The sequence below is a fragment of the Aeromonas sp. R2-2 genome (assembly GCF_040908355.1).
In the GTDB taxonomy this organism is placed as follows: domain Bacteria; phylum Pseudomonadota; class Gammaproteobacteria; order Enterobacterales; family Aeromonadaceae; genus Aeromonas; species Aeromonas veronii.
This window is the reverse complement of the sequence record NZ_JBFODQ010000026.1, coordinates 1-25,371: the sequence shown is the minus strand read 5'-3', so window position 1 is coordinate 25,371 and position 25,371 is coordinate 1. Positions and strand designations below refer to the sequence as shown.

At 58.7% G+C, this 25,371-nt stretch carries 18 protein-coding genes and 1 pseudogene; 1 reads left to right on the top strand and 18 read right to left on the bottom strand.

The genetic code is table 11. The annotated features are described in order from the left end of the window. Positions 1-6: 6 nt before the first annotated feature. The 14 genes from nuoH to AB5Z09_RS04695 all read right to left on the bottom strand — a co-directional run bounded on the left by nuoH (position 7) and on the right by AB5Z09_RS04695 (position 19,514). On the bottom strand, positions 7-975 hold the full coding sequence (gene nuoH / locus AB5Z09_RS04760) for an NADH-quinone oxidoreductase subunit NuoH (RefSeq protein WP_005337244.1): 969 nt from the start codon (positions 973-975) through the stop codon (positions 7-9). Further along, positions 972-3,728, bottom strand: coding sequence for an NADH-quinone oxidoreductase subunit NuoG (nuoG, locus tag AB5Z09_RS04755; RefSeq protein WP_368194743.1), 2,757 nt, complete (start codon positions 3,726-3,728; stop codon positions 972-974). The genes nuoH and nuoG overlap by 4 nt, the downstream gene beginning before the upstream one ends. 41 nt (positions 3,729-3,769) lie before the next feature. Next, entirely contained in the window at positions 3,770-5,155 is a 1,386-nt protein-coding gene (gene nuoF, locus AB5Z09_RS04750; RefSeq protein WP_368194742.1) for an NADH-quinone oxidoreductase subunit NuoF, read from the bottom strand. Beyond that, complete coding sequence (nuoE, locus tag AB5Z09_RS04745; protein WP_368194741.1) at positions 5,152-5,694, bottom strand: NADH-quinone oxidoreductase subunit NuoE; 543 nt, start codon at positions 5,692-5,694, stop codon at positions 5,152-5,154. Before nuoE ends, nuoF begins: the two co-directional genes overlap by 4 nt. Before the next feature lie 80 nt (positions 5,695-5,774). Then, complete coding sequence (gene nuoC, locus AB5Z09_RS04740) at positions 5,775-7,580, bottom strand: NADH-quinone oxidoreductase subunit C/D (protein ID WP_040067274.1); 1,806 nt, start codon at positions 7,578-7,580, stop codon at positions 5,775-5,777. 2 nt (positions 7,581-7,582) lie between these two features. Then, positions 7,583-8,257, bottom strand: a complete 675-nt coding sequence (locus tag AB5Z09_RS04735) for an NADH-quinone oxidoreductase subunit B family protein (protein ID WP_005344917.1) — start codon at positions 8,255-8,257, stop codon at positions 7,583-7,585. 29 nt (positions 8,258-8,286) lie between these two features. Continuing rightward, positions 8,287-8,691 carry an NADH-quinone oxidoreductase subunit A gene (locus AB5Z09_RS04730; RefSeq protein WP_005344919.1) on the bottom strand — a complete coding sequence of 135 codons (405 nt, stop codon included), beginning with the start codon at positions 8,689-8,691 and terminating at the stop codon, positions 8,287-8,289. Positions 8,692-9,069: 378 nt separating this feature from the next. Beyond that, positions 9,070-9,639, bottom strand: a complete 570-nt coding sequence (locus tag AB5Z09_RS04725) for a DUF1566 domain-containing protein (protein WP_040067275.1) — start codon at positions 9,637-9,639, stop codon at positions 9,070-9,072. A 13-nt stretch (positions 9,640-9,652) separates the two neighbouring features. After that, the gene (locus AB5Z09_RS04720) at positions 9,653-11,092 is read right to left on the bottom strand and encodes a DUF1566 domain-containing protein (RefSeq protein ID WP_368194740.1); all 1,440 of its coding nucleotides are present in this window, start codon (positions 11,090-11,092) and stop codon (positions 9,653-9,655) included. A 59-nt stretch (positions 11,093-11,151) separates the two neighbouring features. After that, positions 11,152-13,599, bottom strand: coding sequence for a proprotein convertase P-domain-containing protein (locus AB5Z09_RS04715; RefSeq protein ID WP_368194739.1), 2,448 nt, complete (start codon positions 13,597-13,599; stop codon positions 11,152-11,154). After that, complete coding sequence (locus tag AB5Z09_RS04710) at positions 13,596-15,602, bottom strand: prolyl oligopeptidase family serine peptidase (protein WP_368194738.1); 2,007 nt, start codon at positions 15,600-15,602, stop codon at positions 13,596-13,598. Before AB5Z09_RS04710 ends, AB5Z09_RS04715 begins: the two co-directional genes overlap by 4 nt. Beyond that, positions 15,602-17,740, bottom strand: coding sequence for a TonB-dependent hemoglobin/transferrin/lactoferrin family receptor (locus AB5Z09_RS04705; RefSeq protein WP_368194737.1), 2,139 nt, complete (start codon positions 17,738-17,740; stop codon positions 15,602-15,604). The genes AB5Z09_RS04710 and AB5Z09_RS04705 overlap by 1 nt, the downstream gene beginning before the upstream one ends. Before the next feature lie 162 nt (positions 17,741-17,902). After that, positions 17,903-18,778 carry a flagellar motor protein MotB gene (locus tag AB5Z09_RS04700; protein ID WP_005351126.1) on the bottom strand — a complete coding sequence of 292 codons (876 nt, stop codon included), beginning with the start codon at positions 18,776-18,778 and terminating at the stop codon, positions 17,903-17,905. Next, on the bottom strand, positions 18,756-19,514 hold the full coding sequence (locus AB5Z09_RS04695) for a flagellar motor protein (RefSeq protein WP_005351127.1): 759 nt from the start codon (positions 19,512-19,514) through the stop codon (positions 18,756-18,758). Before AB5Z09_RS04695 ends, AB5Z09_RS04700 begins: the two co-directional genes overlap by 23 nt. A gap of 565 nt (positions 19,515-20,079) precedes the next feature. Between AB5Z09_RS04695 and AB5Z09_RS04690 the strand changes: the two genes are divergently transcribed. After that, a complete protein-coding gene (locus AB5Z09_RS04690; protein ID WP_368194736.1) occupies positions 20,080-21,375 on the top strand; it encodes a tyrosine-type recombinase/integrase in 1,296 nt (431 codons plus the stop codon). A gap of 167 nt (positions 21,376-21,542) precedes the next feature. On the opposite strand, the gene blaVCC is transcribed toward AB5Z09_RS04690, so the two are convergent. The 4 genes and pseudogenes from blaVCC to AB5Z09_RS04670 form a co-directional block, all read right to left on the bottom strand. After that, entirely contained in the window at positions 21,543-22,397 is an 855-nt protein-coding gene (blaVCC, locus tag AB5Z09_RS04685) for a VCC family carbapenem-hydrolyzing class A beta-lactamase (RefSeq protein ID WP_368194735.1), read from the bottom strand. Positions 22,398-22,431: 34 nt separating this feature from the next. Further along, on the bottom strand, positions 22,432-22,731 hold the full coding sequence (locus AB5Z09_RS04680; RefSeq protein ID WP_368194734.1) for a hypothetical protein: 300 nt from the start codon (positions 22,729-22,731) through the stop codon (positions 22,432-22,434). A 158-nt stretch (positions 22,732-22,889) separates the two neighbouring features. Further along, a pseudogene (locus AB5Z09_RS04675) lies at positions 22,890-23,060 on the bottom strand (IS5/IS1182 family transposase); the annotation flags it as partial. Positions 23,061-23,415: 355 nt separating this feature from the next. Beyond that, the coding region (locus tag AB5Z09_RS04670) for an Ig-like domain-containing protein (protein WP_368194733.1) at positions 23,416-25,371 on the bottom strand (1,956 nt) is incomplete at its 5' end.

Sequence of the window (25,371 nt, the reverse complement as noted above, 5' to 3'; positions counted from 1 at the left end):
AGTGCCTCACTGCGTACTTATCAGTACAACTGCCGCGGTGACCAGCATATTGATCAGGGTCAGCGGCAAGCAGACTTTCCAGCCAAACGACATCACCTGGTCAAAGCGCGGGCGAGGCAGGGAGGCCCGCAGCAGGATGAAGAACACCATGAAACAGGCGGTCTTCAGGGCAAACCAGATGAAGGGGGGCAGCCAGGGGCCGTGCCAGCCACCGAAGAAGAGGGTCACAATGAGCGAGGAGATCAGCACGATGCCGATATATTCGCCCACGAAGAAGAGACCCCACTTCATCCCCGCATACTCGATGTGATAGCCATCGGCGAGCTCCTGCTCGGCTTCCGGCTGATCGAACGGGTGACGGTGGGTGACGGCGACACCGGCAAACAGGAAGGTGACAAAGCCCAGGATCTGGGGCACCACGTTCCACAAGTCTGCTTGTGCCTCGACGATATCCCGCAGGTTGAAACTGCCGGTCTGGATCACAATCCCCATCAGGGATAGCCCGAGAAACACCTCGTAGGAGAGGGTCTGGGCCGAGGCGCGCAAGCTGCCGAGCAATGAGTATTTGTTGTTGCTCGACCAGCCGGCGAACAGCACCGCATAGACCGCCAGCCCCGCGATGGCCAGGATGTAGAGCAGCCCCACATTGAGATCCGCCACGCCCCAGGTGGGGGTGATGGGCACCACCGCAAACGCCAGAATAAAGGCGGTGAAGGCGATGATGGGGGCCAGGATAAAGATCCGCCGATCAGCGAACGGCGGGATCCAGTCCTCCTTGAAGAACATCTTGATCATGTCGGCGGCCAGCTGGAGCAGACCAAACGGCCCCACCCGGTTGGGGCCGTAGCGATCCTGCCACAGGGCCAGCAGACGGCGCTCGATGAAGCTCATGAAGGCGCCAGCCCCCACGATCCCCACCAGCACGATCAGTGCCTTGCCCACCTCCAGCAACAGATCGATCAGCGACTCGCTCATGCGATCACCTCCTGCAGGTTAGTGATTGAGGCTTGTTGCAGGGCCGTCGGCAGGCCGTTCACCCCAAGGGGGAGCCCCACCAGACCGGCGCTCAGCTGCTCGCTCAGCCGCAGACGCAGTTGCCAGTGGCTACCGCCCCAGGAGAAGGAGACCTGACTGCCCCCGTGGAGGGCCAGACGCTGCGCATCAAGGGGATTGAGCACCAGCTCGGGTTCGTTCATCCGGGCCTGAATGACCGGGCTGCGAGCGGAGAGCTCCTCGCCGCCAAACAGCTGGGCATAATTGACCACTTGCAGCGCCTCTGCGGCCTTGAAGGGGGCGGGGATGGTGGTGAACCAGCCGAGCGGCTCCTTGCCTTCTGCCTGCGGGTCTGTTGCTTCCAGCAGACGGCGACCCGGATCGCCAGCGCGCAGTTTGCCACCCACTTCATCCTGGAACTTGTTCCAGGCGGAGGGAGAGTTCCAGCCCGGCGCCCAGGCGAACGGTACTTGCGGCAGCGGCTGACGGGCTCCGGCATACCCTTCCATGGAGAAGTTGAAGGGGGAGTCGGGATCTTGCGCTACCCGCGGCTCGCTGACGTTCTGATCCGCCAGCATGGAGGTGCGACCGCTGTAACGATGCGGCTCACGGGCCAGTCGCATGCCACGGATCCGCAAGCCTGCGTTGGGCGCCGCTTCCAGCATGGTAGCGAGCAGCGGATTGCTGGTGGCACAGTCATGGTTGACCTGGTCGAAGTTCTGCCAGCGCAGCGGCTTGCGTTCGATCGCCCCTTGCAGCGCCGCCAGCCAGCGCCACCCTTCACGCACCTGAATATCGGCGTTGTAAAAGGCGGGTGCATAGACCTGGAAGAAGCGCTGGGCGCGCCCTTCCATGTTCACCAGGGTGCCATCGGCCTCGGCAAAACTGGCCGCTGGCAGCACCAGATCTGCCTTGTTGGCGGTCGGGGTCGCCTGATGGTCGATGACCAGCAGGTGCTGCAGCCGTGCCAGAGCAGCATCCACCCGGTTGCGCGGCGCGCGGCGGTAGAGATCGTTCTCCAGGGTGACCAGCGCCAACCCCTCTTCTGACTCGATACGCGCAAGGGCGGCTTCGAGTGGCTTGTCTGACAAGGTTTGGGCGCCCAGCATGGCCAGACCCAGCGAGTTGGCCTCCTGGCCAACCAGCGCGATGTTGGCTTCCAGACCTCGGCCTTTCAGGGCGCGGGCAATGTTGCTGGCCGCCTCAAGCAGCGCCACATCGCGGGCAGTGGAGCCTGCAATGATGAGCGGCTTCCTGGCGTTGCCGAGCAGCTCGGCCCAGCGAGTCGCTTGTGCCTGCAGCTCGGGGCAGAGGTCGCTCACGGCCGGTGCGGCCGGGTCGAGCAGGTTGGCGATGGCAAAGCCAAGGCGCGCCTGATCGGCATAGGGGGCGTGCAGCTTGTCGGCCGCCACATCGTCAAGGCGGGTGGTGTCGAGACTGGTGATGAGCAGCGGATAGCGCTCGTTCTGACCCAGAGTCTGAACGGCGGCAACCTGCCACAGGTCGACCTTCATCTTGCGGGCCAGCTCGCGGGCCTTGCCCTTGACAGCTTGACGCAGGGCCAGTGCAATTCGAGCCGCGCTCATGGTGACATCTTCGCCGAGTACCAGAATGGCGTCGGCCTCTTCCATGTCGCGCAGGCTTGGTGTTGATACGCCGCCCTGTTGCAGGATCTGCAGCATCTTCAGCTGACAGGCCCACTCGGCCTGCTCGACGCCTGCGTAGAAGTTGGCTTCACCCACCAGCTCGCGCAGGGCAAAGTTGCTCTCCAGCGAGGCGCGGGGCGAGCCGATGCCGATGAGGCCACGGGCCGTGCGCAGGGCATCGGCGGCGCGGTTGAGGGCGCCATCGACTGTGATGGTCAGCTGGTCGTTGCCATCTTTGAGCAGCGGTTGGCGCGGGCGGTCCGCCAGATTGACGTAGCCATAGCCAAAGCGGCCACGGTCACAGAGGAAGTAGTGGTTGACGCTGCCGTGGAAGCGGTTTTCGATGCGGCGCAGCTCGCCATAACGTTCACCCGGGCTGATGTTGCAGCCCACGGAGCATTGCTGGCAGATGCTGGGGGCAAATTGCATGTCCCACTTGCGGTTGTAGCGCTCGGAGTGGGTCTTGTCGGTGAAGACGCCGGTGGGGCAGACCTCCACCAGGTTGCCAGAAAATTCACTCTCCAGGGTGCCATCCTCGACCCGCCCGAAATAGACGTTGTCGTGGGCACCATAGACCCCGAGATCCTCGCCACCGGCATAATCCTTGTAGTAACGGACGCAGCGGTAGCAGGCGATGCAGCGGTTCATCTCGTGACCGATGAAGGGGCCCAGCTCCTGATTCTGGTGGGTGCGTTTGGTGAAACGGTAGCGACGGCTGTTGTGGCCTGTCATCACCGTCATGTCCTGCAGGTGGCAGGCGCCGCCCTCTTCACACACCGGGCAGTCGTGGGGGTGGTTGGTCATCAGCCACTCCACCACGCTCTTGCGAAATTCTTTAGCCTCTTCATCCTCGATGGCGATGTAGCTGCCATCGGTGGCCGGGGTCATGCAGGACATGACCAGACGGCCGCGCTTGTCATCGGCATTCTGATACTGTTTCACCGCACACTGGCGGCAGGCTCCCACGCTACCCAGCGCCGGGTGCCAGCAGAAATAGGGGACGTCCAGACCCAGCGACAGACAGGCTTGCAACAGGTTATCTGCCCCGTCTACCTCATACTCTTTGCCGTCTACATAAATGGTTGCCATACAACTTCCCTGAAACCTGTTTTGTGAAATCTGTGGTGTCGTTACCAGCGCTCGCCCAGCAGATTGGGCTGGATCCCTTTGACCGGCTTGCGGTTATCACCGCTGCCTTTGATCCCGGCCTCGAATTCGGAGCGGAAATATTTGATGGCGCTGGCCAGCGGCTCGACAGCGCCCGGTGCGTGGGCGCAGAAGGTCTTGCCCGGGCCAAGGAAACCGCAGAGTTGTTCCAGAGTCGCCAGATCGCCGGATTGCCCTTCGCCACGTTCCAGTGCCCGCAGCAGCTTGACGCTCCAGGGCAGGCCATCGCGACAGGGCGTGCACCAGCCACACGACTCGCGGGCGAAGAACTCCTCCATGTTGCGCAGCAGACTCACCATGCTGATGGAGTCATCCACCGCCATGGCGAGGCCGGTCCCCATCCGGGTGCCTACCTTGCCGATACCAGCGGTGTACATCTGGGCATCGAGGTGCTCAGGCAGCAAGAAACCGGTTCCCGCGCCGCCCGGTTGCCAGGCTTTCAGGCTATAGCCGCTCTTCATGCCGCCGGCATAGTTTTCAAACAGCTCGCGGGCGGTGATGCCAAATGGCAGCTCCCACACCCCGGGGTTGTTTACCTTGCCGGAGAAGCCCATCAGCTTGGTACCGTGGTCTTCAGAGCCCGGCAGCGCCAGCCCGTGATACCAGGCCACCCCGTTGCCGATAATGGCGGGGACGTTGCAGAGGGTCTCGACGTTGTTGACGCAGGTGGGTTTACCCCAGACGCCGGAAACGGCGGGGAAGGGCGGTTTGGCGCGCGGGTTGGCACGGCGCCCTTCCAGCGAGTTGATCAACGCTGTCTCTTCACCACAGATGTAGCGACCGGCGCCGGTGTGGACGAACAGCTCGAAATCAAAACCCGAGCCCAGAATGTTCTTGCCCAGCAAACCGGCGGCTTTTGCCTCTTCTACCGCACGGCGCAGGTTGATGGCGGCATCGACATACTCGCCACGCAGGAAGATGTAGCCGCGATAGGCTTTGAGCGCCCGGGCACTGATGATCATCCCCTCGATCAGCAGATGGGGCAGTTGCTCCATCAGCAGCCGGTCTTTCCAGGTGTTGGGCTCCATCTCGTCGGCGTTACAGAGCAGGTAACGGATATTCATGCTCTCGTCTTTGGGCATCAGCCCCCACTTCACGCCAGTGGGGAAGCCCGCGCCGCCACGCCCCTTGAGACCGGCATCCTTGACGGTGCTGACAATCTCGTCCGGACTCATATGGCCAAGCGCTTTGCGCGCCGCTTCATAACCCTGTTTGGCCTGATACTCCTCCAGCCATACCGGCTGGCCGTCGTCACGCAGCCGCCAGGTGAGCGGATGGGTCTCGGCCGCACGCGGGGTACGGTTGGCGGTGCCAAAGGAGGTGAGGATCTTGCTCTGCTGCAGGCTCATGGGTAAGCCTCCAGGGTTTTCAGCAAGGTGACGGGGTCGAGCCCGCCATAGGTGTCGTCATCGATCATGATGGCCGGCCCCTTGTCGCAGTTGCCTAGGCAGCAGACCGGCAACAGGGTGAAGCGGCCATCAGCAGTGGTCTGGCCGGGAGCGAGGTTCATCACCTCCTTGAGGCCAGCCAGCAGCTCTTCGTGACCGTTGATGTAGCAGACCATGCTGTCGCAAACGCGGATGACATGGCGACCAACTGGCTGACGGAAGATCTGGCTATAGAAGGTGGCGACCCCCTCCACGTCGCTGGCGGGAATGCCGAGCTCGGCCGCGATGGCGTGAATGGCGCCGTCGGGTACCCAGCCTCTGGCCTGCTGCACGATCTTGAGCGCTTCGATGCTGGCGGCGCGGGGATCTTCGTAGTGGTGTTTCTCGTGTTCGATGGCATCGTGTTCAGCCTGGCTCAGAACGAAGTCGTCCTGTTTGCTGCTGCATGCCCCTTGCCCCTGTGGGGTCTGATTATTGTGACACTGACATTGCTGGCTCATGACTTGACCTTTGGTGGCTTGTCCTTTTACTGCTCGTCCGGCGATCCCAATTCCCGGCCATGGCCGGGAGGGCGGATCACTTAACGGTCCACATCCGACATAACAAAATCGATACTGCCCAGATAGACGATGAGGTCCGACACCATGCTGCCCTTGATCACCGAGGGGATCTGCTGCAGGTGAGCAAAGCTCGGGGTGCGGATCCGGGTCCGGTAGCTCATGGTGGAGCCGTCACTGGTCAGGTAGTAACTGTTGACCCCCTTGGTCGCCTCAATCATCTGGAACGACTCGGCAGCGGGCATCACCGGGCCCCAAGACACTTGCAGGAAGTGGTTGATCAGGGTCTCGATGTGCTGCAGGGTGCGCTCTTTGGGCGGCGGTGTGGTGAGGGGGTGATCCGCCTTGAAGGGGCCCTCCGGCATGTTTTTCATGCACTGCTCGATGATCGACATGCTCTGGCGGATCTCCTCGATCCGCACGGTAGCTCTGTCGTAGGCATCGCCATTGCTGCCGACCGGCACTTCAAAGTCGAACTGATCGTAACCGGAGTAGGGGCGCCACTTGCGCACGTCGAAGTTGAGGCCGGTGGCGCGCAATCCGGCCCCCGTGGTGCCCCAGGACAACGCCTGCTCGGTGGTGTAGGCAGAGACGCCTATGGTTCGACCGCGCAGAATGCTGTTGCGCATCGCCGCTTTTTCGTAATCCATCAGCCGCTTGGGCAACCAGCTCAACAGGTTGTCCTGCACCAGCCGTTGCCATCCCTTCGGCAGGTCGTGGGCCACACCGCCGATACGGAACCAGGCCGGGTGCATGCGGGCACCGGTGATCGCTTCGATGATGGTGTAGATCTTCTGCCGATCGGTGAAGGTGAAGAAGACCGGGGTCATGGCCCCCACGTCCTGAATATAGGTACCGAGGAACAAGAGGTGGCTCTGGATGCGGAACAGCTCCGCCATCATTACCCGGATCATGTCGACCCGCTGCGGCACCTTGATGCCGGCCAGCTTCTCGACCGCCAGCACATAGGGGAGGTTGTTCATCACCCCGCCCAGATACTCGACCCGGTCGGTATAGGGGATGTAACTGTGCCAGGACTGGCGCTCACCCATCTTCTCGGCACCGCGATGGTGGTAGCCGATGTCGGGCACGCAGTTGCGGATCTCCTCGCCATCGAGCTGCAACACCAACCGGAAGGCACCGTGGGCAGAGGGGTGGTTGGGGCCGAGGTTCAAGAACATGTAGTCCTCATTCTCGTTGCCGCGGGCCAGTCCCCACTCTTCCGGTTTGAACAGCAGGTTCTCCTGCTCCATGTCCTGTTTGGCGGCATCGAGCATGAAGGGATCGAATTCGGTGGCGCGCGCCGGGTAATCCTTGCGCAGCGGGTGACCCTGCCAGCTCTTGGGCATCATGATCCGGGTCAGATGGGGATGGCCATCGAAGGTGATGCCCATCAGATCCCACACTTCCCGCTCGTACCAGTTGGCATTGGGGAAGTGGTTGGTGATGGTGGGCAGATGCAGGTCACTTTCGGCCAGCGCCACTTTCAACATCACATCGGCGTTACGGTCGATGGAGATGAGGTGATAGAAGACGGTGAAATCGCTCTGGGGCAGACCGTCGCGATGGCTGCGCAGCCGCTCATCGGTGGCGCTGAGATCAAACAGCATCACAAACGGGGAGGGCACCTTGCGCAAAAAGCCCATCACATCCTGAAGCAGTTCGCGGGGAAGCCAGACCACCGGCACGCCAGTGCGCGTGGTCTGCACGGTGAAGTGCTCGGCCCCGAAGTGGGCAAACAGTTCGCCAATGACTTTGGCATCCTTGTGGTCGCTGGGCTGCCACTGGGCCATGGCGTAATTGCTGGGAAAATCACGAGTCAGTTTCATGGTCAGATCTCATCCGGCGTGCGCAGGTTGGTCACATTGATCCGTTCGCCGCGCTTGCGCTCTTTTTCGGCCTGCATCTGCGGACGGTAGATCCCCTGATCGCCCACCACCCAGGAGAGGGGGCGGCGCTCTTTGCCGATGGAGTCCTGCAGCAGCATCAGGGCTTGCAAAAAGGCTTCGGGACGGGGCGGGCAACCCGGAATGTAGACGTCGACCGGCAGGAACTTGTCCACCCCCTGCACCACTGAATAGATGTCATACATGCCGCCGGAGTTGGCACAGGCCCCCATGGAGATCACCCACTTGGGTTCGAGCAGCTGTTCATACAGGCGCTGGATGACTGGCGCCATCTTGATGAAGGGGGTCCCTGCAATCACCATGAAATCGGCCTGACGGGGCGAAGCGCGGATAACTTCGGCGCCGAAGCGGGCCACATCGTGGGGGGAGGTGAAGGCGGTACACATCTCCACGTAGCAGCAGGAGATGCCGAAGTTGTAAGGCCAGAGGGAGTTTTTGCGGCCCCAGTTGACTGTGTCTTGCAGCACCTCCTCGAGACGGCCCATCATGATGCCGCGCGTCGCTTCTTGCGCCAGTGGGTCATCGACGGTCTGGCGCTGCTCCTGGGGGTAGCGCTCAACGGGTGCATCCGGGTCAATCCGGGTCAGGGTGTACTTCATGGTGCAACCTCAAGGAAAGGGTCTGTGGTTCAATCACTGTTTTTGTTGTTCAACTGCGGTTTGCGCGGTGACCAGTCCAGTGCGCCGATGCGCCAGAGGTAGATCAGGCCGATAAGCAGCAGTCCGATGAAAATGGTGGCTTCAATAAAGCCGACCCAGCCGCTCTCCCGCACGGAGACAGACCAGGCGAACAGGTAAAGGGCCTCGACGTCGAAGATGACGAAGAACATGGCGACCAGATAGAACTTGGCGGAAAAACGCAGGCGGGCACTGCCGACCGAGTCGACACCAGATTCAAATGGCTTGTTCTTGGTGCGGCCGTAGGCACGACCCCCCAGCAGGGCAGCGAGGCCTATCATCACCAGACAGATGGTGATGGCACCGATGACATAAATGGCAAAAGCCCAATGTTGAGCAGAAATATCAGCAAACATAGAGGTTTTTCCTAACCAAATTAATCAAGTGACTTAACAATAATGTTACGCATTATGACACTTTCGCACTGATTTACATGTCATTTTTACGGGTTAATTATTAATCGGTTAACCGGTAATTAAATTTTGTTAAGAAGCGCACTTTTTTGCTGGTTATGGCGGGCGAGAAAGGCCTGGAAAGCGCAGAGAGCTGCTCCTCGTCATCACCTGAAAGGGGTAAATGCCGCGGGCGAAGCCGGATCAGGTCGGTATCGCGGGCAGCGGGCACAGGCGGGAGAAGAGCGTGATGGCGGGTGAGATAGGGGGGGGCAAGAGCAATAAAAAGAGAGGCTCGCAAGCCTCTCCTGTCATCGCGTTCCGGTTTCGAGCGTGGGGCGGTCAGGGTTTATTGGCGACCAGCAAGACCTGATCCGGGTAGGCGCCAATGGCGCGAAGACCGATATCTCCCGAGGTGATATCCAGATACGCCCGCTGACCATTGGCGGAGGTTACCGTGCTGCTCATCAGATAGACATAGCCCTCATTGACCTCTTTACCGCCCCCCGCCATGGCGCGCGGGAAAATGGCTTCATTGAGAGAGGGTTTGTAGCAGGCGTGCTCGACCAGGGTCGCCAGCTCCTTGATGTCGGGCAGGCGCCACTGGCTGATACCGCCGAAGTGATAGAGAGCATGGCTGCTGTCACTGCGGATCCGCTCCGCCACTTGCAGCCCCTGCTGCCAGTAGTAAACGGTCGGTTCACCCAGGCAACTGCTGCCACTCCATGTCTGCCCCAGTTTGCAGCGCATCCAGGTGAGGCCGGTGTGTTGATCCGTGACGGTGCCGTTGCCATGGTCAAGAAAACGGGCAGAGGGGGCGGTGCGATCCATAGTGTCATCACAAATGGCAGCACCGTGGGCCAGGGGGGCCAGCAGTGCCAGCACGGCGAACGAAAAGCGATAAAGGCTCATGATATTCCTCGGATTATTGGGGAGTGGCGACCAGTCGTACCTGCATCAGCTCGACATAGGTATCTTGCTGCACCAGCGCGGGATAGGTGGTGCCCGCATCTTCTCCCAGGAGCAGGACTGTGCGTTTGCTGATGGGGCCACCGGAGAAGCGCTGGGCGGTGTTGCTGGTGGCGCTCCAGTAGTAGCCATGGTAGGTGTCATCTTCCGAGGGGGCGATATCCGGGAAGTAACGGGTATCCACGATGATGCGTTGACCCAGCGGGTCCTTGGCCAGGCTGCCGTAGTGCATCAGTGACATCAGTTCACCCATGGTGGGCAGCCGCCACTGGCTGATGCCGCAGCGCTGCTCGCCATTGAGCCACTGCTGATACGCGCGGGTGGTCAGCATGGTGGTCAGCGCCTGTGCCCGGGCGAGGGCCGACAGATCTCCTTCGGCGGTGAGCTGTTCGATCCTCTTATGAATATGCTGGTAGGCCGCTTGCTGCTCGCCTGCGGTCGCCTTGAACTGCTCATCCTCATAGGCAAAGGGTCTGCTTTTCCAGGCCGGGCTCAAGGGATCGTCCGATTTGACCTCCCACACCAGACCGGTATTGAGATCCTTGACGCACTGCCAGCTCGGCGCGTTGTCGGGGAGCACCTGACCGCGATCATCGAGTTTGCGATAGGCAAGCTGGGGACGAGTGCGATTCCAGCTGGCATCTTGTCCCGGATAGTCATCGGGTTCCTGTTCCAGCAGCGGATCGTTACCATCGCTGAAGGTGGTGACGCCGGTGACGGTCAGCAGGTTGCGTGGCTGCTGCTGCACCAGCAGGGTCAGCAGCTCGCTTTGGGTCTCTTCGGCAAACTGGCCGTTGCGCTGCCACTCCTGAGCCAATTGCGCCAGCATCAGGCTGATGGCGCGATAGCTGGTGGTAAGCAGCTGGGTCTCCTTGGCGGTGGCAAGGCGTGTGCGGGCCTGTTGCTGCAAGTTGATCGCCACCTGTTGCAGGGCCTGATCAAACTGGCCGAGACCTGCGAGGGCCGCGCGATCGCTGCCCGGTTGCAGCGGGGCGAGATCGGCCAGCAGCTGCGTCAGTGCACGATCGGCGGCCACCCCTTCGGCAATGCGGCTCTGCCACAGGGTACTGAGCAGGGTTGGTTGCAGCCGTTGTGGATCCCCTTTGGCGGCCGGATGTGCCAGTAGCAGGCCTCCGCTCCTCGGTACGAAAAGCAGAGGCGAGTTGACGATGTTGGCCGAACGGCTGACCAGGGCCACAGCTCCTTCGCCGCTGACGGCAGGGTCGGCAGGATCACATTGCCAATTCTGATCCAGATCGGCGCACAGGGTACCGGCGGTTGGCAGGGCGACATCGACCCGGTAGTCCGGGATCGCCAGTGGTGCGTTATCTTCCCCGCCGCCACAGGCGCTGAGCAGGGCTGAGAGGGTTGCAATAACCAGTACGGATGGTTTCACTTCACATTCCTTGATTCGGTCACAGGTTCACGGGGGCGGTAACCCCCGTGGTACAGGATTCAACGGCGCGGGGTGCTCCGGCGCCATAGGCGGGGCCAGAGGGCCAGCAACAGCAGCAGGGGCGAAGTCGTGCCGCCACCCCCTTCATCCTGCTCAAGGGGAATGATGCCGGTGTTGGGCAGGGCTTCATCCTTGTCACAGCGGGCGCCGACTTGCTGGGCTACCCGCCAGCTGCGCAACTGACCGGTGTCACCGGCGCTGGTGTCGTTGATCTCCAGCAGCCAGCGGCCAGCGAGCGGTTCGCCGTGCAGCTTATCGAGTGATTCGAACGGTACCAGTTCACGGGGGAACTCCCCCTTGAGCCGGGTATGGCTGGCGTAACCCTTGTTCCACAGGCTGATCCGGGTGCCGTAAGGGGAGGTGAGCCAGATCTCCAGCTGCTCCAGCTTGCTGTGCTCCAGATCGAGGGCGACCACGAATCCGCTGTCGATGCGGGCCTTGCTCTCGGGCAGGGTGAGAGTGAAGCGGGACAGGCCGTGCCGTTCATCGCTCACCGCATCCTTGATCTGGCCACCCTGGCCGATGGCCCGCTGCCAGAGCGGTTCACCGATCGGCAGTTGCAGGTCAAGGCGGGTCTGGCGCTCGGTGGGGCTGGGCAGGGTGAGCTGGAACTGCAGCGGCAAGGTGACTGCCTCGCCACAGGTCAGGTTGCTCGCTGCTTCCAGCGGCAGGGTCCAGCGGGCGGTGCCATCGGCGTTGAGCTCTCCCTGCCAGTGACCGTCACCCATGAGCCCCTTGCTCGGGAGCAGGCTGGCGTCAGCCACGGTCAGGGGGCGGCCGCTCTGGTTGGTCAATTCGATGGCGAGGCTCTTTTTCTCCCCGGGCAACAGGTAGCTGTCATCGGCAAGGCGGGCCGCGATGGGCGTTGGCAGCAGGGCGTGGTGGCGGAAGGCCTGCTCCAGCAGCTTGCCATAGCTGCGGTCCGGATAGAGGCGGTTGGCGGTATCCACGGTGACGCGCGCCAGCTGGGGCATCCGCACTTGCGGGCCGAGGCCGAAGTGAGATTCAATCAGCAGGGTATCGAACTCGTCACGGGCTACCTCGCCATATTGTTCAACGGCCTGGCGCAGCGCGGTGAAGAGCGGGGTGCCCCACAGTTGGTCGCCGTTGCTGCCGTTGATAGTGAGGTGAGCCGGATAGAGGAAGCCCGGATGATAGCGCGCCCGCAGATCATCGAGCTGACGGGGCGTTCGGCCGCTGATCCTGGCATCCCAGTTGAAGACCATGAAAGGCTCGAACTGGCGAGCCTCTGGACTACGCTGGCGCCAGCTGGCGGCCAGATAGTCGCTAAAGCCCTCGCCGATGGCGCCCCAGTCACCCTCTTCTCCCATGTCGGGCAGGATATGGTGCTGCACCGCATGGCCAAACTCGTGCCAGATCACCATGGGATCTTCCGCGTCGGGCACCCCTATCCGGCCAATTTCCAACCGGCGCAGGAAGGGGTCATAGAGGGAGTTGTCCTGCTCCCCGGCATCGGTATCGATGGCCAGGGGGCCGCCCATCAGCGTCGGGTAGCCAAGGGATTCCACATGGCGCTGGGCCAGATCCAGATGGTAGTAGCCATTGATATCGAGGAAGGCGGGCTGCTGGTGATCCAGCTGGAAGCCATCGGCATCAGGGCTGCTAAAGGGGGCCGTTTCCGGCGCCGTGCCATCCACGACCCGGGCGCGTGGGCCATTTAGCTGGTAGGTGTCATCCACCTTTTGTACCGTGAGCGGCACGGTGCGATAGGCCCCGTTGTCCAGCACCAGATCGTGGCGCCACAGCAGGTTGCCATCTTGCAGCTGGGTGCGTGGGTCGAGGGCAAAGATGCGGGCCTGCACCGTAGCCGCTTCCCCTGCCAGCGGTGCCGCTTCGGCACGGGTGTTGGCCTCTTGCAGCGTGCGCCCCAGCAGGGCGCTGCCATCGCAGGTGACAAACAGTTGCCAGTGGCTGCTTTTGCTGTTGCCCGGCTGGCTTTCCACCGCCAGCAGACGCCAGGCAGCAGTCAGTGTGTCGCCATCCTGCCAGTACCAGGGCTGGGCCTCGTCACTGCCGGCGAATTGCCACACCGTACCATCCAGCGTGGCGGTATAGGCATCCACCCCGGCGCGGCTTGCTTCATCACATGGAGCCGCCTGTGCCTGCATCAGCCGGGTATTGTGATAGAGACGCCACGGGCGACCCCGCTCATCGAGACTGATGGCGGCCATCAGGCCGGCGATCGGTGCGCCATTGAGCTGCTGGCGATAATGCAGATAGTGGCCCAGCTTGCCTTGGCGCTGATAGGCCGGGGCATCACTCAGGGTGACGCCGAGCTGCTGTTCGAGCCAGAGGCGGGTATCGGCCGGGGCGTCCTGTTCGACAAAACGCAGTTCGGCGGCCTGAGTGGAAAAACCAGCCAGCCCCAGCAAGAGGGCGGGCAACAGGGGTTTCATAGTGGTACTCCCAATCAGCGGCAGGGTCATTGATTTATCCCCGCCAGATGCAACAAGAAGGCAAATTCACGAGCCCGATCGCCACCACCGGCGCGGTGGCCTCCCTCCAATTCGGTCAGCAGTAGGTAGGGGCCGGAGCCCGTGCTGTGCTCCCGCAGTCGGGCCAGCCACTTGACCGGCTCCCAGTAGGGCACCTGGCTGTCGTGCAGGGCGGTAGTGACCAGCAGGGGTGGGTAGGGGGCGCGGTGCAGGTTGTCGTAGGGGCTGATGCGGCGCATCGCCTGATATTCTGCGGGCTTGGCCGGGTTGCCCCACTCCTGATACTCCTGACGGGTCAAGGGGAGGGCGGGATCACTCATGGTGCCGAGCATATCGACGAAGGGAACCTGCAACACGGCGCCGCTAAAGAGTGTCGGTTGCTGGTTGAGGGCCGCAGCAACCAGCGTGCCCCCCGCGCTGCCCCCCATGGCAAACATGGGCAGGGGAGCAGAGTCGGGCAACCAGTGGCGCAGGGCGTTGCCGGCTGCGATAAAGTCGCTGATGCCGTTCTGCTTGTTGATGCCCCGCCCGTCGCGGGTCCACTGCTCCCCCAGCATGCCGCCGCCGCGCACATGGGCGATGGCGTAGACAAAGCCCCGATCCAGCAGGCTCAACAGCTCTTTCTGGTAGTAGGGGCGCATCGGCGTGCCATAGGCGCCATAGCCGTAGAGCAGTACGGCGCGAGGGACCAGATCCTTGCGCCACACCAGCGAGACAGGCACCCGGGTGCCATCGGCAGAGGTGATCCAGCGCCGCTCGCTCTGATAGGGCAATGCTTTATTGCCTGCGGTGTGCTGGTCGTTGATCCACTGGCCGCTGTTCAAATCCAGCCAGCGCTGGCCGGGGGGCTGGCTCAAGCCCTGACTGCGCACCAGAATACGGTCGCTGGCCGGGTCATGTTCTCCTTGCAGCCAGCCGGTACCGGCGCCACTGGCCAGCGGCAGGCGCTGGCGTTCATGGCCGTTGCGATCGAGCAGGGCGAGCCAATCCTCCCCCTGCTGGCGAAACTGCACCACCAGATGGCGATCAAACAGTCGCCACTTCTCGGGATCGCCGAGATCCTCCTCTTTGGCGGGCCACAGGCGCTGCCACTCACCGAGCGGCGTGCTGGCTGAGTAGAGGGCAAATGCCCCCTCCCGGTTGCTCTTGATCACCCAGCCAGACTGGCTGTCCAGATAGTATTCCACCCCGCGCTGGCGGGGTTTGATCTGCTGCGGCTTGTCCGAGTCGAGCAGGTACTGCTCCGAGCTGTCGTGGTTGTTGCCCTGCAACACCAGATGCTGGCCATCCGTGGTGCGATAGAGGCTGAGCAGCCAGGCGGGATCCTGCTCCTCATAGAGAGTCTGCTCCTGGCCATCCTGCCAGCCGCGCAGCTGCCAGGGGCGCAGGGTGTAGCGCTCGTTGGCGATGGTGTAGAGGGTGCGACCATCTTGTGACCAGGCGAGATCAGCGCTGCGCTGCGCCAAACTGGCCAGCACCTTGCCGCTCTGGAGATCGAGCAGGGTGACCTGATAGTCGAGATCGCCGCGCCTGTCTTCGGCGATAGCCAGCGTGCGGTTATCCGGGCTCAGAGCCCAGCCGCCCGCTTCGTAATAGGCCTCACCCGCTCTGGCGGGAAGCCGCTGCAGCACCTTGCCCCCGTGGCGTTGCCAGAGTGAGCCATCCGGGCGCAGCAGCCATGCCTGATCGCCGCGGACAAGCCAGTTCTCTGGCACAGATTCCCCCGCCGGATGACGGGCAAACTCGGCGCGCAAGGTTGCCTCCAGCGGTTGCTGCGCGGCGAGTTGCTGCTCGCTCCAGCGATTTTGCTGCTTGAGCAGGGCGAGAATGGCCGGGTTGCTACGGCTCTCGTCCCGCAACCAGAAGTAGGGATCCTGGCGTACGGGATTGCCTGAAATCAGGTGCGATTGGGACGGGATCGGCGGTGGCAGGGCCTCTTGCGCCCACGCCAACGGGGCGGCCAACAGGGCCGCCATGATTGTATGATGCTTCATCACATCCCCACGAAACGGTAGCTGAGGCTGGCTGACAGGTAGCGGCCGCTCTGGCTGTAGAGGGAGGTGTCGCTGCCAGCCGGGAGTCCGGCCACATCCTGATAGCGGACGTAGCGGGTATCGAGCAGGTTGCCGATGGTGGCATTGACCTTGAGCGCCTCGGTGATCTGCCAGTCGCCGGTGAGGTCCAGGCTGAACCAGCCTGCGCTGCTCTGGCAGGCACCGTTGTAGCCAGTCTGCGCATTGGCGCACTGGGGAACCTTGGTCATGGCGGCGGCATAGTTGCCACTGAGCTCAACCCCCCAGTCGAGCTGTTGCCAGCGCAGGGTGGTGTTGCCTTCCAGCGGTGTCTGGGTGCGCAGCGGCTCACCGCGGTGATCTTTGCCGTCCATCCAGGCCAGATTGGTCGAAAGCTCCCACTCGTCGCTCAGCCAGAGGCTGGCGGCCAGCTCGGCGCCCCAGGTTTCTGCTTTGGCAACGTTGCGATATTGGCGCAGGAAGACACCGTCATCGAGGCGAAAACCGGTCTGGCGCCAGTCGATGAAGTTGTAGTAGCGGTTGTAGAAAACGGCTGGTTTGACGCTCCAGTTGTCGCTTTGGCCATTCACTCCCCACTCCAGACTGTGGCTGGTCTCCTCCTTGAGGTTGGGGTTGGCAATGATCTCGAACGGCGGCATGGCAAAGTAGTGAGGAATGTTGCCGTAAACCTGATCGTAAGCGGGGGCGCGGAAGCCGTTGGCATAGCTGAGCCAACTGCGCCATGTCTCGTTGAAGCGGTAACTGGCCGCCACACTGGGGGAGATGTGGTCGCTGTGGTTCTCGGCCAGATTGCTGTCCGGTGCGCGCAGGCGCTGGCGGTCAAAGCGCAGGGTCGGGGTAAACTGCCAACTGCCCAGATCGATCACATCGCTCAGCCAAATGCCATCGCGGCGGGTCTCGGCCTTGCTGAAGGGGGCTTTCTGTCCCTGGGTGGTGATGCCATCTTCCAGGGTCAGATTGCTGACCGGTCGCTCGTGGTTGGCCTGCTCCACTTCCACACCGTAGCTGAAGGTGTGATCCAGCGAGCCGGTGCTCAGCTTGTTCTGCAGCTCCAGCTCACTGCCAAGGCGCAGCTCCTCGAACGTGGAGAGGGTGCGCTGGCTGCGATATCTGGGATAGCCGCTCAGGGCATCGTTGCGCAGCAGCTGGCGCTGGTTGGCTTCGTTGCGTGACTGGTTGCCAAACAGGCTCCAGTTGAGGGTATCGACCATGCCCAGATCGCTGGCTTCCCAGCTGAACTTGCCGCCCTGGGTGCGCTGATCGCCATCTTCCTGAAAACCGATCACGTCCCAGCTGCCATCGGGTTGGGGCACCGCCTTTGGGCCCATCTGGCGTTTGGCGTGATCCTCGTAGTAGTCCAGCTCCAGCCGCAGAGCGTGATGGGCATTGAGGGGGAGGCGGCTGCTGGTGGAGGCACTCATGCCATCCAAATCAGCCGGTATGCGGTTCTCTTCAAAGTTGGCGGTTTCGTTGCCACGCCAGCCGGAGAGGCGCAACAGATGTTCGCTCTCCAGTGCCCGTACCGCGCCGGTCATGCTGAGCTTCTTCTTGTTGCTGTCGCCACCGTAGAGGGTTTTGGCCGCCAGATAGCTATCTTGCTGTTGCAGATAATCTTCCGGCTGCTTGGTATTCATCACCACGGTGCCGCCGATGGCATCGGAGCCATGCAGGGAGGAGCCGGCCCCCTTGGCCACCTCAATCTGCTTGATGTCATCAAGGTCGAAGTTGAAGCGACCTACCTTGTCATTGATGTTGTCGGCGCCAAAGCCGTCGCTGACGCGCACCCCATCCTTGATCAGCAGGATACGGTTGCCACCGATGCCGCGCACGCTGATGTTTTGCGGTCGCCCGGCAGAGCCGGTGACCGAGACACCGGGGATCTTGCGAAACACATGAGTCAGCTCGCTGGCGACCTGACGGTCCAGCTCTTCCTGGGTGATGACGGTGATGGAGCCGGAAACATCGGAGAGTTGCTGTTGTACACGTTGCCCGGTGACAATGATGGTATCGTCGCTGCGAGCCTTCTCCACAGGGGGGAGATCGGCCGCGCCAGCGGAGGCACACAAGAGTGCCGGCCATGCCTGAAGCAGTTTGTTCATAATGATAATTGTTTTTATTTAAGCCTGAGGGGCGGCATTATTGCAGAGGCCTGACCACTTGACAATAAATGGCAATCATTATCATTAAGATCTTATGGTGTTGATATTATTGAGTTATTTGTTTTTAAAAAGAAGCTCCCGCGCGAGGCGGGAGCGGGGGGATCAGGGCTTGAGCAGTTGCAGCGATTCTTCTGCGGCCTTGCCTTGGGAGAGGGTGATATCGACCCGGCGGTTCGCCTGGCGATGTTCGGGGGTGTCATTGGCAAAGCGGGGTTGGGTGTCGGCAACACCCTGAGCGATGACTCGTCTGGCATCCAGCTGGGGGTTGGTCAGCATGGTCTGCACGATGGAAGAGGCCCGCAGCACCGAGAGCTCCCAGTTGTTGCGATAGAGCTCCACCGGCGCTTGGGAGTTGTCGGTATGACCGGTGACCACTACCTGCCCCGGGATGTTGGCCAAAATGCCGGCGATCTTGTTGACCAGCGGGATGAACTGGGGCTGCAGGAACGCCGAATCGGCGGGAAACAGCGCCTTCTCGCCGATGCGGATCACCAGCTGACTGCCAAGCTGCTCGACCTCCAGATCCTTCGATTCAATCTGGGCCTTTAGCTGCTGCTCCAGCTTCTGCTTGGTCACCTGCACCCACTCCTGCTCCTGGGTCTTGTGGGGCCAGGCTTCGGTGGCGCTCGGTTTTTCCGAGGCACCTATGGTCTCGTTGAAGGGGTCCGATGCCGCCATGGGGGCATCTTTCTCCAGCACAGTCTCCTCTTTCGGGCTGCTCGGCGTAGTTTTTGATTCTGGCTCGAGAATCCCTGTGCCCCCCTGCATCAAAGGTGAGCCGGCAGGCGGGGAGATGAGGCCGATTTTACCCAGCGACTCGATAAAGCCCTGGATAAGCACCCGGGTTTCGGACTGCTTTGCCATGGCAAAGGAGTAGAGCACCACAAACAGGGCGAACAGCAGGGTCATGAAGTCGGCATAGGAGACCAGCCAGCGTTCGTGGTTCTCCGGTGCTTCAGCCTTTTTCTTTTTGGCCACCGTGACCTCCCAGATAAGGTTCGAGGGTAACTTGCAGGCGTGCCTGGGATTCGCCATCCACGATGCAGAGAATGCCGGTCAGGGTCATCTCCTTGTAGTGGCGGATCTGGTGGGCGAACCCTTTGTAGCGGTTGCCGAACGGCAAGAAGATCAGGTTGGCTGCGGATACCCCGTAGATGGTGGCGATAAAGGCCACCGCGATGGCGCCGCCCAGCTTGTCGGGGGCATCCAGCAGACCCATGGCGTGGATCAGGCCAAATACCGCCCCGACGATCCCCATGGTCGGGCAGTAGCCGCCCATGGCTTCATAGAATTTGACCGTCTGTTCGAGATCTTCCTGTTCAAATTCGATCTCGTTCTCCAGCACCTCGTGGATTTTGGCCTTCTCGTAGCCATCGACCATCATCTGCACCCCTTTCTTCAGGAAGGGATCCTTGATCTCCTCGATCATCCCTTCCAGCGCCAGCATACCGCTGCGGCGGGCGTTGCCTGCCAGGGTCTCCAGCAACTGGGCCTGTTCCAGCAGGTCGAGTTTGAGGGGAGAGAGCAGCCATTTGAAACGCCTCATGGTGCTGCCGACGACGGAGAAAGGGAACTGGGTCAGCGCAGCACCTATGGTGCCACCTATCACGATAAGAAATGCGGGCAGATCGAGCAGTGCACTGGGATGACCACCCTCGATCATGTTGCCGCCAAGGATGGCGATCAACGCCAGTACCAAGCCAATCAAGCTCATCTTTTACACGTCCCTGCATGTTGATAATGGCTAGTGTAGCTACTTAAGTATCAGTTTTTCAAAATGAAATCCAATCGCTGAGCAATTAATGGGCGCTGGGTAACGTCCATAAAAGAAGGCGTGTTGCGGCCATAAGATGGCATTGCAATCATCTTGTTGCTCCTGTTGTGACAGGAAGGAACGCTTGTCGGGTGGGGCAATCACAAAAGCAAGGTAGGGGGCGGGAGCTGGCAATACGAAAAGCGGTGATGTTCCATCAGGGCTTTGCAAACCGGGGGATGAGTGCGTGGATGATCTGCCACTGCGTGGCTCTGGCTCACTTGTCGGCATAGGTGTTTGCGTTTGCCGGAAAGCAAAAAACCGACCCTGAGGTCGGTTTTTTTAGATTTGGCGGTGAGGGAGACCGCCATATATGAGTTCAGAGAAGTACATGAAAGTTTAAATTGCTGAATAAACTCAATCAGTTAAATCAGCCCACCCACCAATGACGTCCAATGAGAGTTGAAGAAAGTCAGCTCAAATTGGCATACTAGATGGCATGCCATATACATACAAGGGAGCCCTCATGGCACAACTATCTGATGCGAAAGCTCGCAGTATCAAACCTGACGATACGCCACTACCACATGGTGGCGTGACCGGTCTAACCCTGCATCCTTCCTCTACTAAAGGCCGAGGAAAATGGGTATTCCGATTTGTCAGCCCAGTCACCAAAAAACGCAGAAATGCCGGTTTAGGTACTTACCCTGAGATCTCCATCGCTGATGCCGGTAAACAAGGGCAGTCCATGCGTGAGCTCATTGCCAAAGGGCTGGATCCTCTTGACCAGAAACAACTGGAAACAAGCAAGCCTACAGTTCCCACCTTCGCTGAGGCTGTCCGCCAAGTACACGACAGTCTGAGACCTGGCTGGAAAAACCCCAAACATGAGAAGCAGTGGCTAAAAACCTTGGAGGACTATGCGCTACCCACGATCGGCCACCTAGCTGTTGATACATTAACACCCTCTCATTTCGCCAATGTCCTCAAACCCATCTGGCTATCAGTTCCAGATACAGCCAAGCGCGTTAAACAGCGCATGCATGCTGTGATGGACTGGGCATGGGCTCATGAGTACTGCAATTCAAATCCGGTAAAGGTCGTTCATAAATTGCTATCGATACAACCCACCAAAGATGAACATACCAAGCATCATCCAGCGATGGACTGGCGCCATGTTCCCGCTTTTGTGCATCAGCACTTGAGCAATATCAATCAATTTGATGCAGGAAAGTCCCTGATGCTATTTGTGATGCTCACCGGATGCCGCTCCAAGGAGGCCCGTGAAATGACATGGGATGAAATCAATTGGGATAAATCTATTTGGCTTATCCCAGCTGATCGCATGAAGGCAAAGCAGATGCACAGAGTGCCGTTATCCCAACAGGCGATTAACATTTTGCTGAGCATGAGAGGATTACATCAAAAATGGGTATTTCCATCCCCAAGAAAGCAAGTTCCACTGTCTGACATGGCACTTACCTCCTTTTTAAGGAGAGTGAAAGCCCCCAGTACTACTCCTGGACGCTATGCAACAGCCCATGGCTTTCGCTCAACTCTGCGAGATTGGTGTAGTGAACAAGGCTATCCAAAGGACTTAGCAGAACGAGCATTGGCTCATAAAGTCGAGAGCAAAGTAGAGGCGGCCTACCACCGTACTGACTTGCTGGAGCAACGTCGCCCTATGATGGATGCCTGGGCTCAGTTTGTCACAGGATCTCTACTGACCAAATATGAGGACCAACAGCTTGCAAGACAGATTGCTTGGTTGCAAGAAGAGTCCTTCATTACCCCCATACTCGGCAAACTTATGGCATTTTAGGGTGGCTGGCCATCGAGTCAGTCTGCCGCCCCCTACAGCATGTTCAAGAAGGGTTTGAAATTTATACAGAAGGAAGTGTGCATTAAAGTAGCATAAATAAGACACCGGTTTGAGACCGGTGTCAGTTGATAACTAGATCTATACAGTTTGTACGACCATAACAACCATCACTTTACATTTTCTATTGCAATCCTAGCTGCTTTAGCAATCACCTCATCATCATGCTTCATATTTTCTCCTTTTCTGGTTGTATATATAGATAAAATCAGGGGGGCAGCATTATTACCTTGTAAAATAAACGCATGATCATTTGCTGTGCCATAATTTCCGCAAGTTCCCGTTTTATCACCGACAACCCAACCATCAGGCACAGCAGCTCTTATTCTGTTATCTCCTGTAGTATTACCAATCATCCACTTTTTGAATATCTCTTGATGGTAGTTGTCTAAGACTGCATTGGATATTAACTTGTTCAGACTTTCTGCCACGGCCTTCGGTGTTGATGTGTCACGTTCATCTCCTGGTATAGCACTATTAAGGTCCAACTCCCATCGGTCCAACCTAAACTTAGTATCACCAATACTGTTCATGAACTGAGTCATGCCCGCTGGTCCTTTTATATATTTTTCCATGAGAAGGTTAGCAGCGCCATTATCACTATACTGAAGTGTTGCAGCAGCCAGTTCCCCTACGGCCATTCCTTGTGACTGAAATTTCTCTGTTATGGGTGAATGGGGTTCCATAGTTCTGTTATGATAATTTACTTTTTCAAGCAGGACTCCAGGACTATCTTGATCCATTTTTAAAACTGCTGCCGCCAAAAATGCTTTAAATGAACTACATAAGGGGAAGCGTTCGTTGGCTCGATATGAATATGCCTTGCCGCTGCCAGTGTTTATTGCGTAAACACCGACACGCCCCTCAAAAGCAGCTTCAATATCAGCCATATTTTTGTTGTGCTCATCAGCGAAAGCTGTTGAAGTAGAGATTGATAGTGCAAAATATATAGCAATACGTTTCATAAATAACTCCTAATGTAGGTTTTGTAAACTATTCCTAGTTGTTACGCCCCCCCCCAAACTGGAACGGTAAAGCGATTTTTTTGCATGTTTGTCTGCTGCAAACATCAACCTCACCAGTTAGGCTCATAGGAAGATGAAATACAGCAACCGCTTTAGTGGCTTCTTGTGAATCTCTAAATGTACCGACATTGTCAGTTACAGTGAATAGCTCATTCTGCGAGTCGATGCCTTTTATAATTAATGTTCTAGCTCCAATCAAACTAGCATCAAAAGCAAATGCACTAAAAGACAGCGATTGTATAAAAATTGCAGATGTTACGATAAAGGTTTTCATTTTGTGTTTCCTGTATGATTAGACACGAAAAGAATAATATGGCTGCTCTGTGTGCTAAGTGTGAAGTTAGGAGTTAAAATTAATTAAAAATAATTAATTCTCCATAAATTTGTTGCCCAAATCAGCCAACAAGTCATGCCCCCTGCCCCAGATGACCGTTACACTCGGGGCTTTCTGACTGGCAGACCAAGCCTGTTCAGTTTGTTTATCGCACTCACATACGCCATCACTTCCCCTACCTGACCGTTGTATATTCGCAGACTGATTTTGCCCATCATTAGCTGCTTGAACCGATACATCGCCGTCTCTGCCAGCAAGCGACGGTGATACCTGCGTATTCCGGTGAAGTTGAACAGCCATTCCCCCTCAGTGGCAGGGTAGTTGTCGCGTGTCGGCCAAAGTAATTGACGTCTAATAAGCTGGAGACCTGATTACTGGATAGGATGTCCTCCCTCTCGCGTCACTCAGAGTTGGCCAAGGCATTCGCCTATGCCTTGAGAAGCAACTGCAGCCATGGCGTGTTGTTCTACCTACTGAATAACCTGCTACGACTGTCAACAGGCTCTTCGCTGGGCGCTTACTTCTGACCATGCCCGCTACTATTCACAACGAAGGTTTAGAAAATAGACGAGCCAAGGTTTCAACCTTGGCTCGTGCTACCCAATTTAATCAAAATCATCACACTTATGGAGCAAGTAATGCGGCGAATACTAAATTAGTGGCAGTTATCGTCTGCACCTCTTTAAGCTGGTCTGTAACGGATGAGCTGTCGCCACCTGAATCACTATCCCCCCACGTCACCACGGTGCCATCCTGTTTGAGGGCGGCAAAAGCTCCAGCAGATGAGTAAATAGTCTTCACCCCTGTGAGCTTGTCAGTAACGGATGAGCTGTCGCCACCTGAATCACTACTCCCCCACGTCACCACGGAGCCATCCTGTGTGAGGGCGGCAAAAGCTCCAGTAGTTGAGTAAATGGCGGTCACCCCTGTGAGCTTGTCTGTAACGGATGAGCTGTCGCCACCTGAATAACTCCGCCCCCACGTTACCACGGTGCCATCCTGTTTTAAGGCTGCAAAGGCGTTATCATTTGAGTAAATAGTCGTCACACTTGTGAGCTTGTCTGTAACGGATGAGCTGTCGCCACCATAATTACTCCGCCCCCACGTCACCACGGCGCCACCCTGTTTGAGGGCGGCAAAGGCTAGCCCATTTGAGTAAATGGCAGTCACACTTGTGAGCTTGTCTGTAACGGATGAGCTGTCGCCACCTGAATCACTACCCCCCCACGTCACCACGGTGCCATCCTGTTTGAGGGCGGCAAAAGCTCCAATAGATGAGTAAATGGCAGTCACACTTGTGAGCTTGTCTGTAACGGATGAGCTGTCGCCACCATAACGACTATCCCCCCACGTCACCACGGAGCCATCCTCTTTGAGGGCGGTAAAAGCTCCAATAGATGAGTAAATGGCAGTCACACTTGTGAGCTTGTCTGTAACGGATGAGCTGTCGCCACCATAATTACTCCGCCCCCACGTCACCACGGAGCCATCCGGTTTGAGGGCGGCAAAGGCTCCAAAAATAGTTGAGAAAATGCTCTTCACCCCTGTGAGCTTGTCAGTAACGGATGAGCTGTCGCCACCTGAATCACTATCCCCCCACGTCACCACGGTGCCATCCTCTTTGAGGGCGGCAAAAGCTGAACTAGTTGAGTAAATAGTCTTCACCCCTGTGAGCTTGTCAGTAACGGATGAGCTGTCGCCACCTGAAGAACTATCCCCCCACGTCACCACGGTGCCATCCTGTTTGAGGCCGGCAATGGCACCATTGTTGCCGACTACATATAGAATGTCTGTTACGTCTATACCGGTAGTATCACCGCCAAAGTCAGTATTTCCCCAAACCACAACACGCCCGGGAATTGTAACGGTCACAGCTTGTGTTGCCATGATGCTCTCCAAGCGCGCAGTTATCGATGCATTTCCCCGCTCTGCGCCTGTGGCAATGCCGCTAGCGTCGATGTTGATAACAGTGCGGTCACTGCTGCTCCAGGCTACCTGGTCAGTGACATCAAACGTGCTGCCATCCGAGTAACTCCCTTTAGCGTTGTACTGCAGAGTCAGACCTCTTGGGATGACCCCATTTAGCGGAGTCACGGTGAGTCCGGTCAGCACCGCACCGGTGACATTTAGCTCGGCACTGGCACGCAGGCCATTTAGCATGGCGGTGACGTTGGTGCGGCCCAGGGTGAGGGCTGTTGCCACCCCACGGGTGTCGATGCGGGCAACCGCGGGCGAACTGCTGCTCCAGGCAACCTGATCAGTGACATCAAACGTGGTACCATCCGTGTAAGTTCCCTGCGCGATGTACTGCTGTGTCAGACCAATTGGGATAGTCTCACTCAGCGGAGTGACGATGAGTCCAGCCAATACAGCATCGGTGACATTTAGCTCGGCACTGGCACGCAGGCCATTTAGCATGGCGGTTACGTTGGTGTTGCCTTTGGTGAGGGCAGTTGCCATCCCGCTGGCATCGATAAGAGCAACCGTGGGCGAAGAGCTGCTCCAGGCTACCTGGTCGGTGACATCAAACGTGGTACCATCCGTGTAAGTTCCCTGCGCGATGTACTGCTGTGTCAGACC

Bases quoted from the DNA above. Each gene is read 5' to 3' on its own strand.
- AB5Z09_RS04710 (WP_368194738.1), bottom strand. From the start codon at position 15,602: ATGAAGCATCATACAATCATGGCGGCCCTGTTGGCCGCCCCGTTGGCG.
- blaVCC (WP_368194735.1), bottom strand. From the start codon at position 22,397: ATGAAACGTATTGCTATATATTTTGCACTATCAATCTCTACTTCAACA.
- nuoF (WP_368194742.1), bottom strand. From the start codon at position 5,155: ATGAGCCTGCAGCAGAGCAAGATCCTCACCTCCTTTGGCACCGCCAAC.
- AB5Z09_RS04705 (WP_368194737.1), bottom strand. From the start codon at position 17,740: ATGAACAAACTGCTTCAGGCATGGCCGGCACTCTTGTGTGCCTCCGCT.
- nuoE (WP_368194741.1), bottom strand. From the start codon at position 5,694: ATGAGCCAGCAATGTCAGTGTCACAATAATCAGACCCCACAGGGGCAA.
- nuoH (WP_005337244.1), bottom strand. From the start codon at position 975: ATGAGCGAGTCGCTGATCGATCTGTTGCTGGAGGTGGGCAAGGCACTG.
- AB5Z09_RS04695 (WP_005351127.1), bottom strand. From the start codon at position 19,514: ATGAGCTTGATTGGCTTGGTACTGGCGTTGATCGCCATCCTTGGCGGC.
- AB5Z09_RS04690 (WP_368194736.1), top strand. From the start codon at position 20,080: ATGGCACAACTATCTGATGCGAAAGCTCGCAGTATCAAACCTGACGAT.
- AB5Z09_RS04725 (WP_040067275.1), bottom strand. From the start codon at position 9,639: ATGAGCCTTTATCGCTTTTCGTTCGCCGTGCTGGCACTGCTGGCCCCC.
- AB5Z09_RS04715 (WP_368194739.1), bottom strand. From the start codon at position 13,599: ATGACCCTGCCGCTGATTGGGAGTACCACTATGAAACCCCTGTTGCCC.
- nuoG (WP_368194743.1), bottom strand. From the start codon at position 3,728: ATGGCAACCATTTATGTAGACGGCAAAGAGTATGAGGTAGACGGGGCA.
- AB5Z09_RS04735 (WP_005344917.1), bottom strand. From the start codon at position 8,257: ATGAAGTACACCCTGACCCGGATTGACCCGGATGCACCCGTTGAGCGC.
- AB5Z09_RS04680 (WP_368194734.1), bottom strand. From the start codon at position 22,731: ATGAAAACCTTTATCGTAACATCTGCAATTTTTATACAATCGCTGTCT.
- AB5Z09_RS04730 (WP_005344919.1), bottom strand. From the start codon at position 8,691: ATGTTTGCTGATATTTCTGCTCAACATTGGGCTTTTGCCATTTATGTC.
- nuoC (WP_040067274.1), bottom strand. From the start codon at position 7,580: ATGAAACTGACTCGTGATTTTCCCAGCAATTACGCCATGGCCCAGTGG.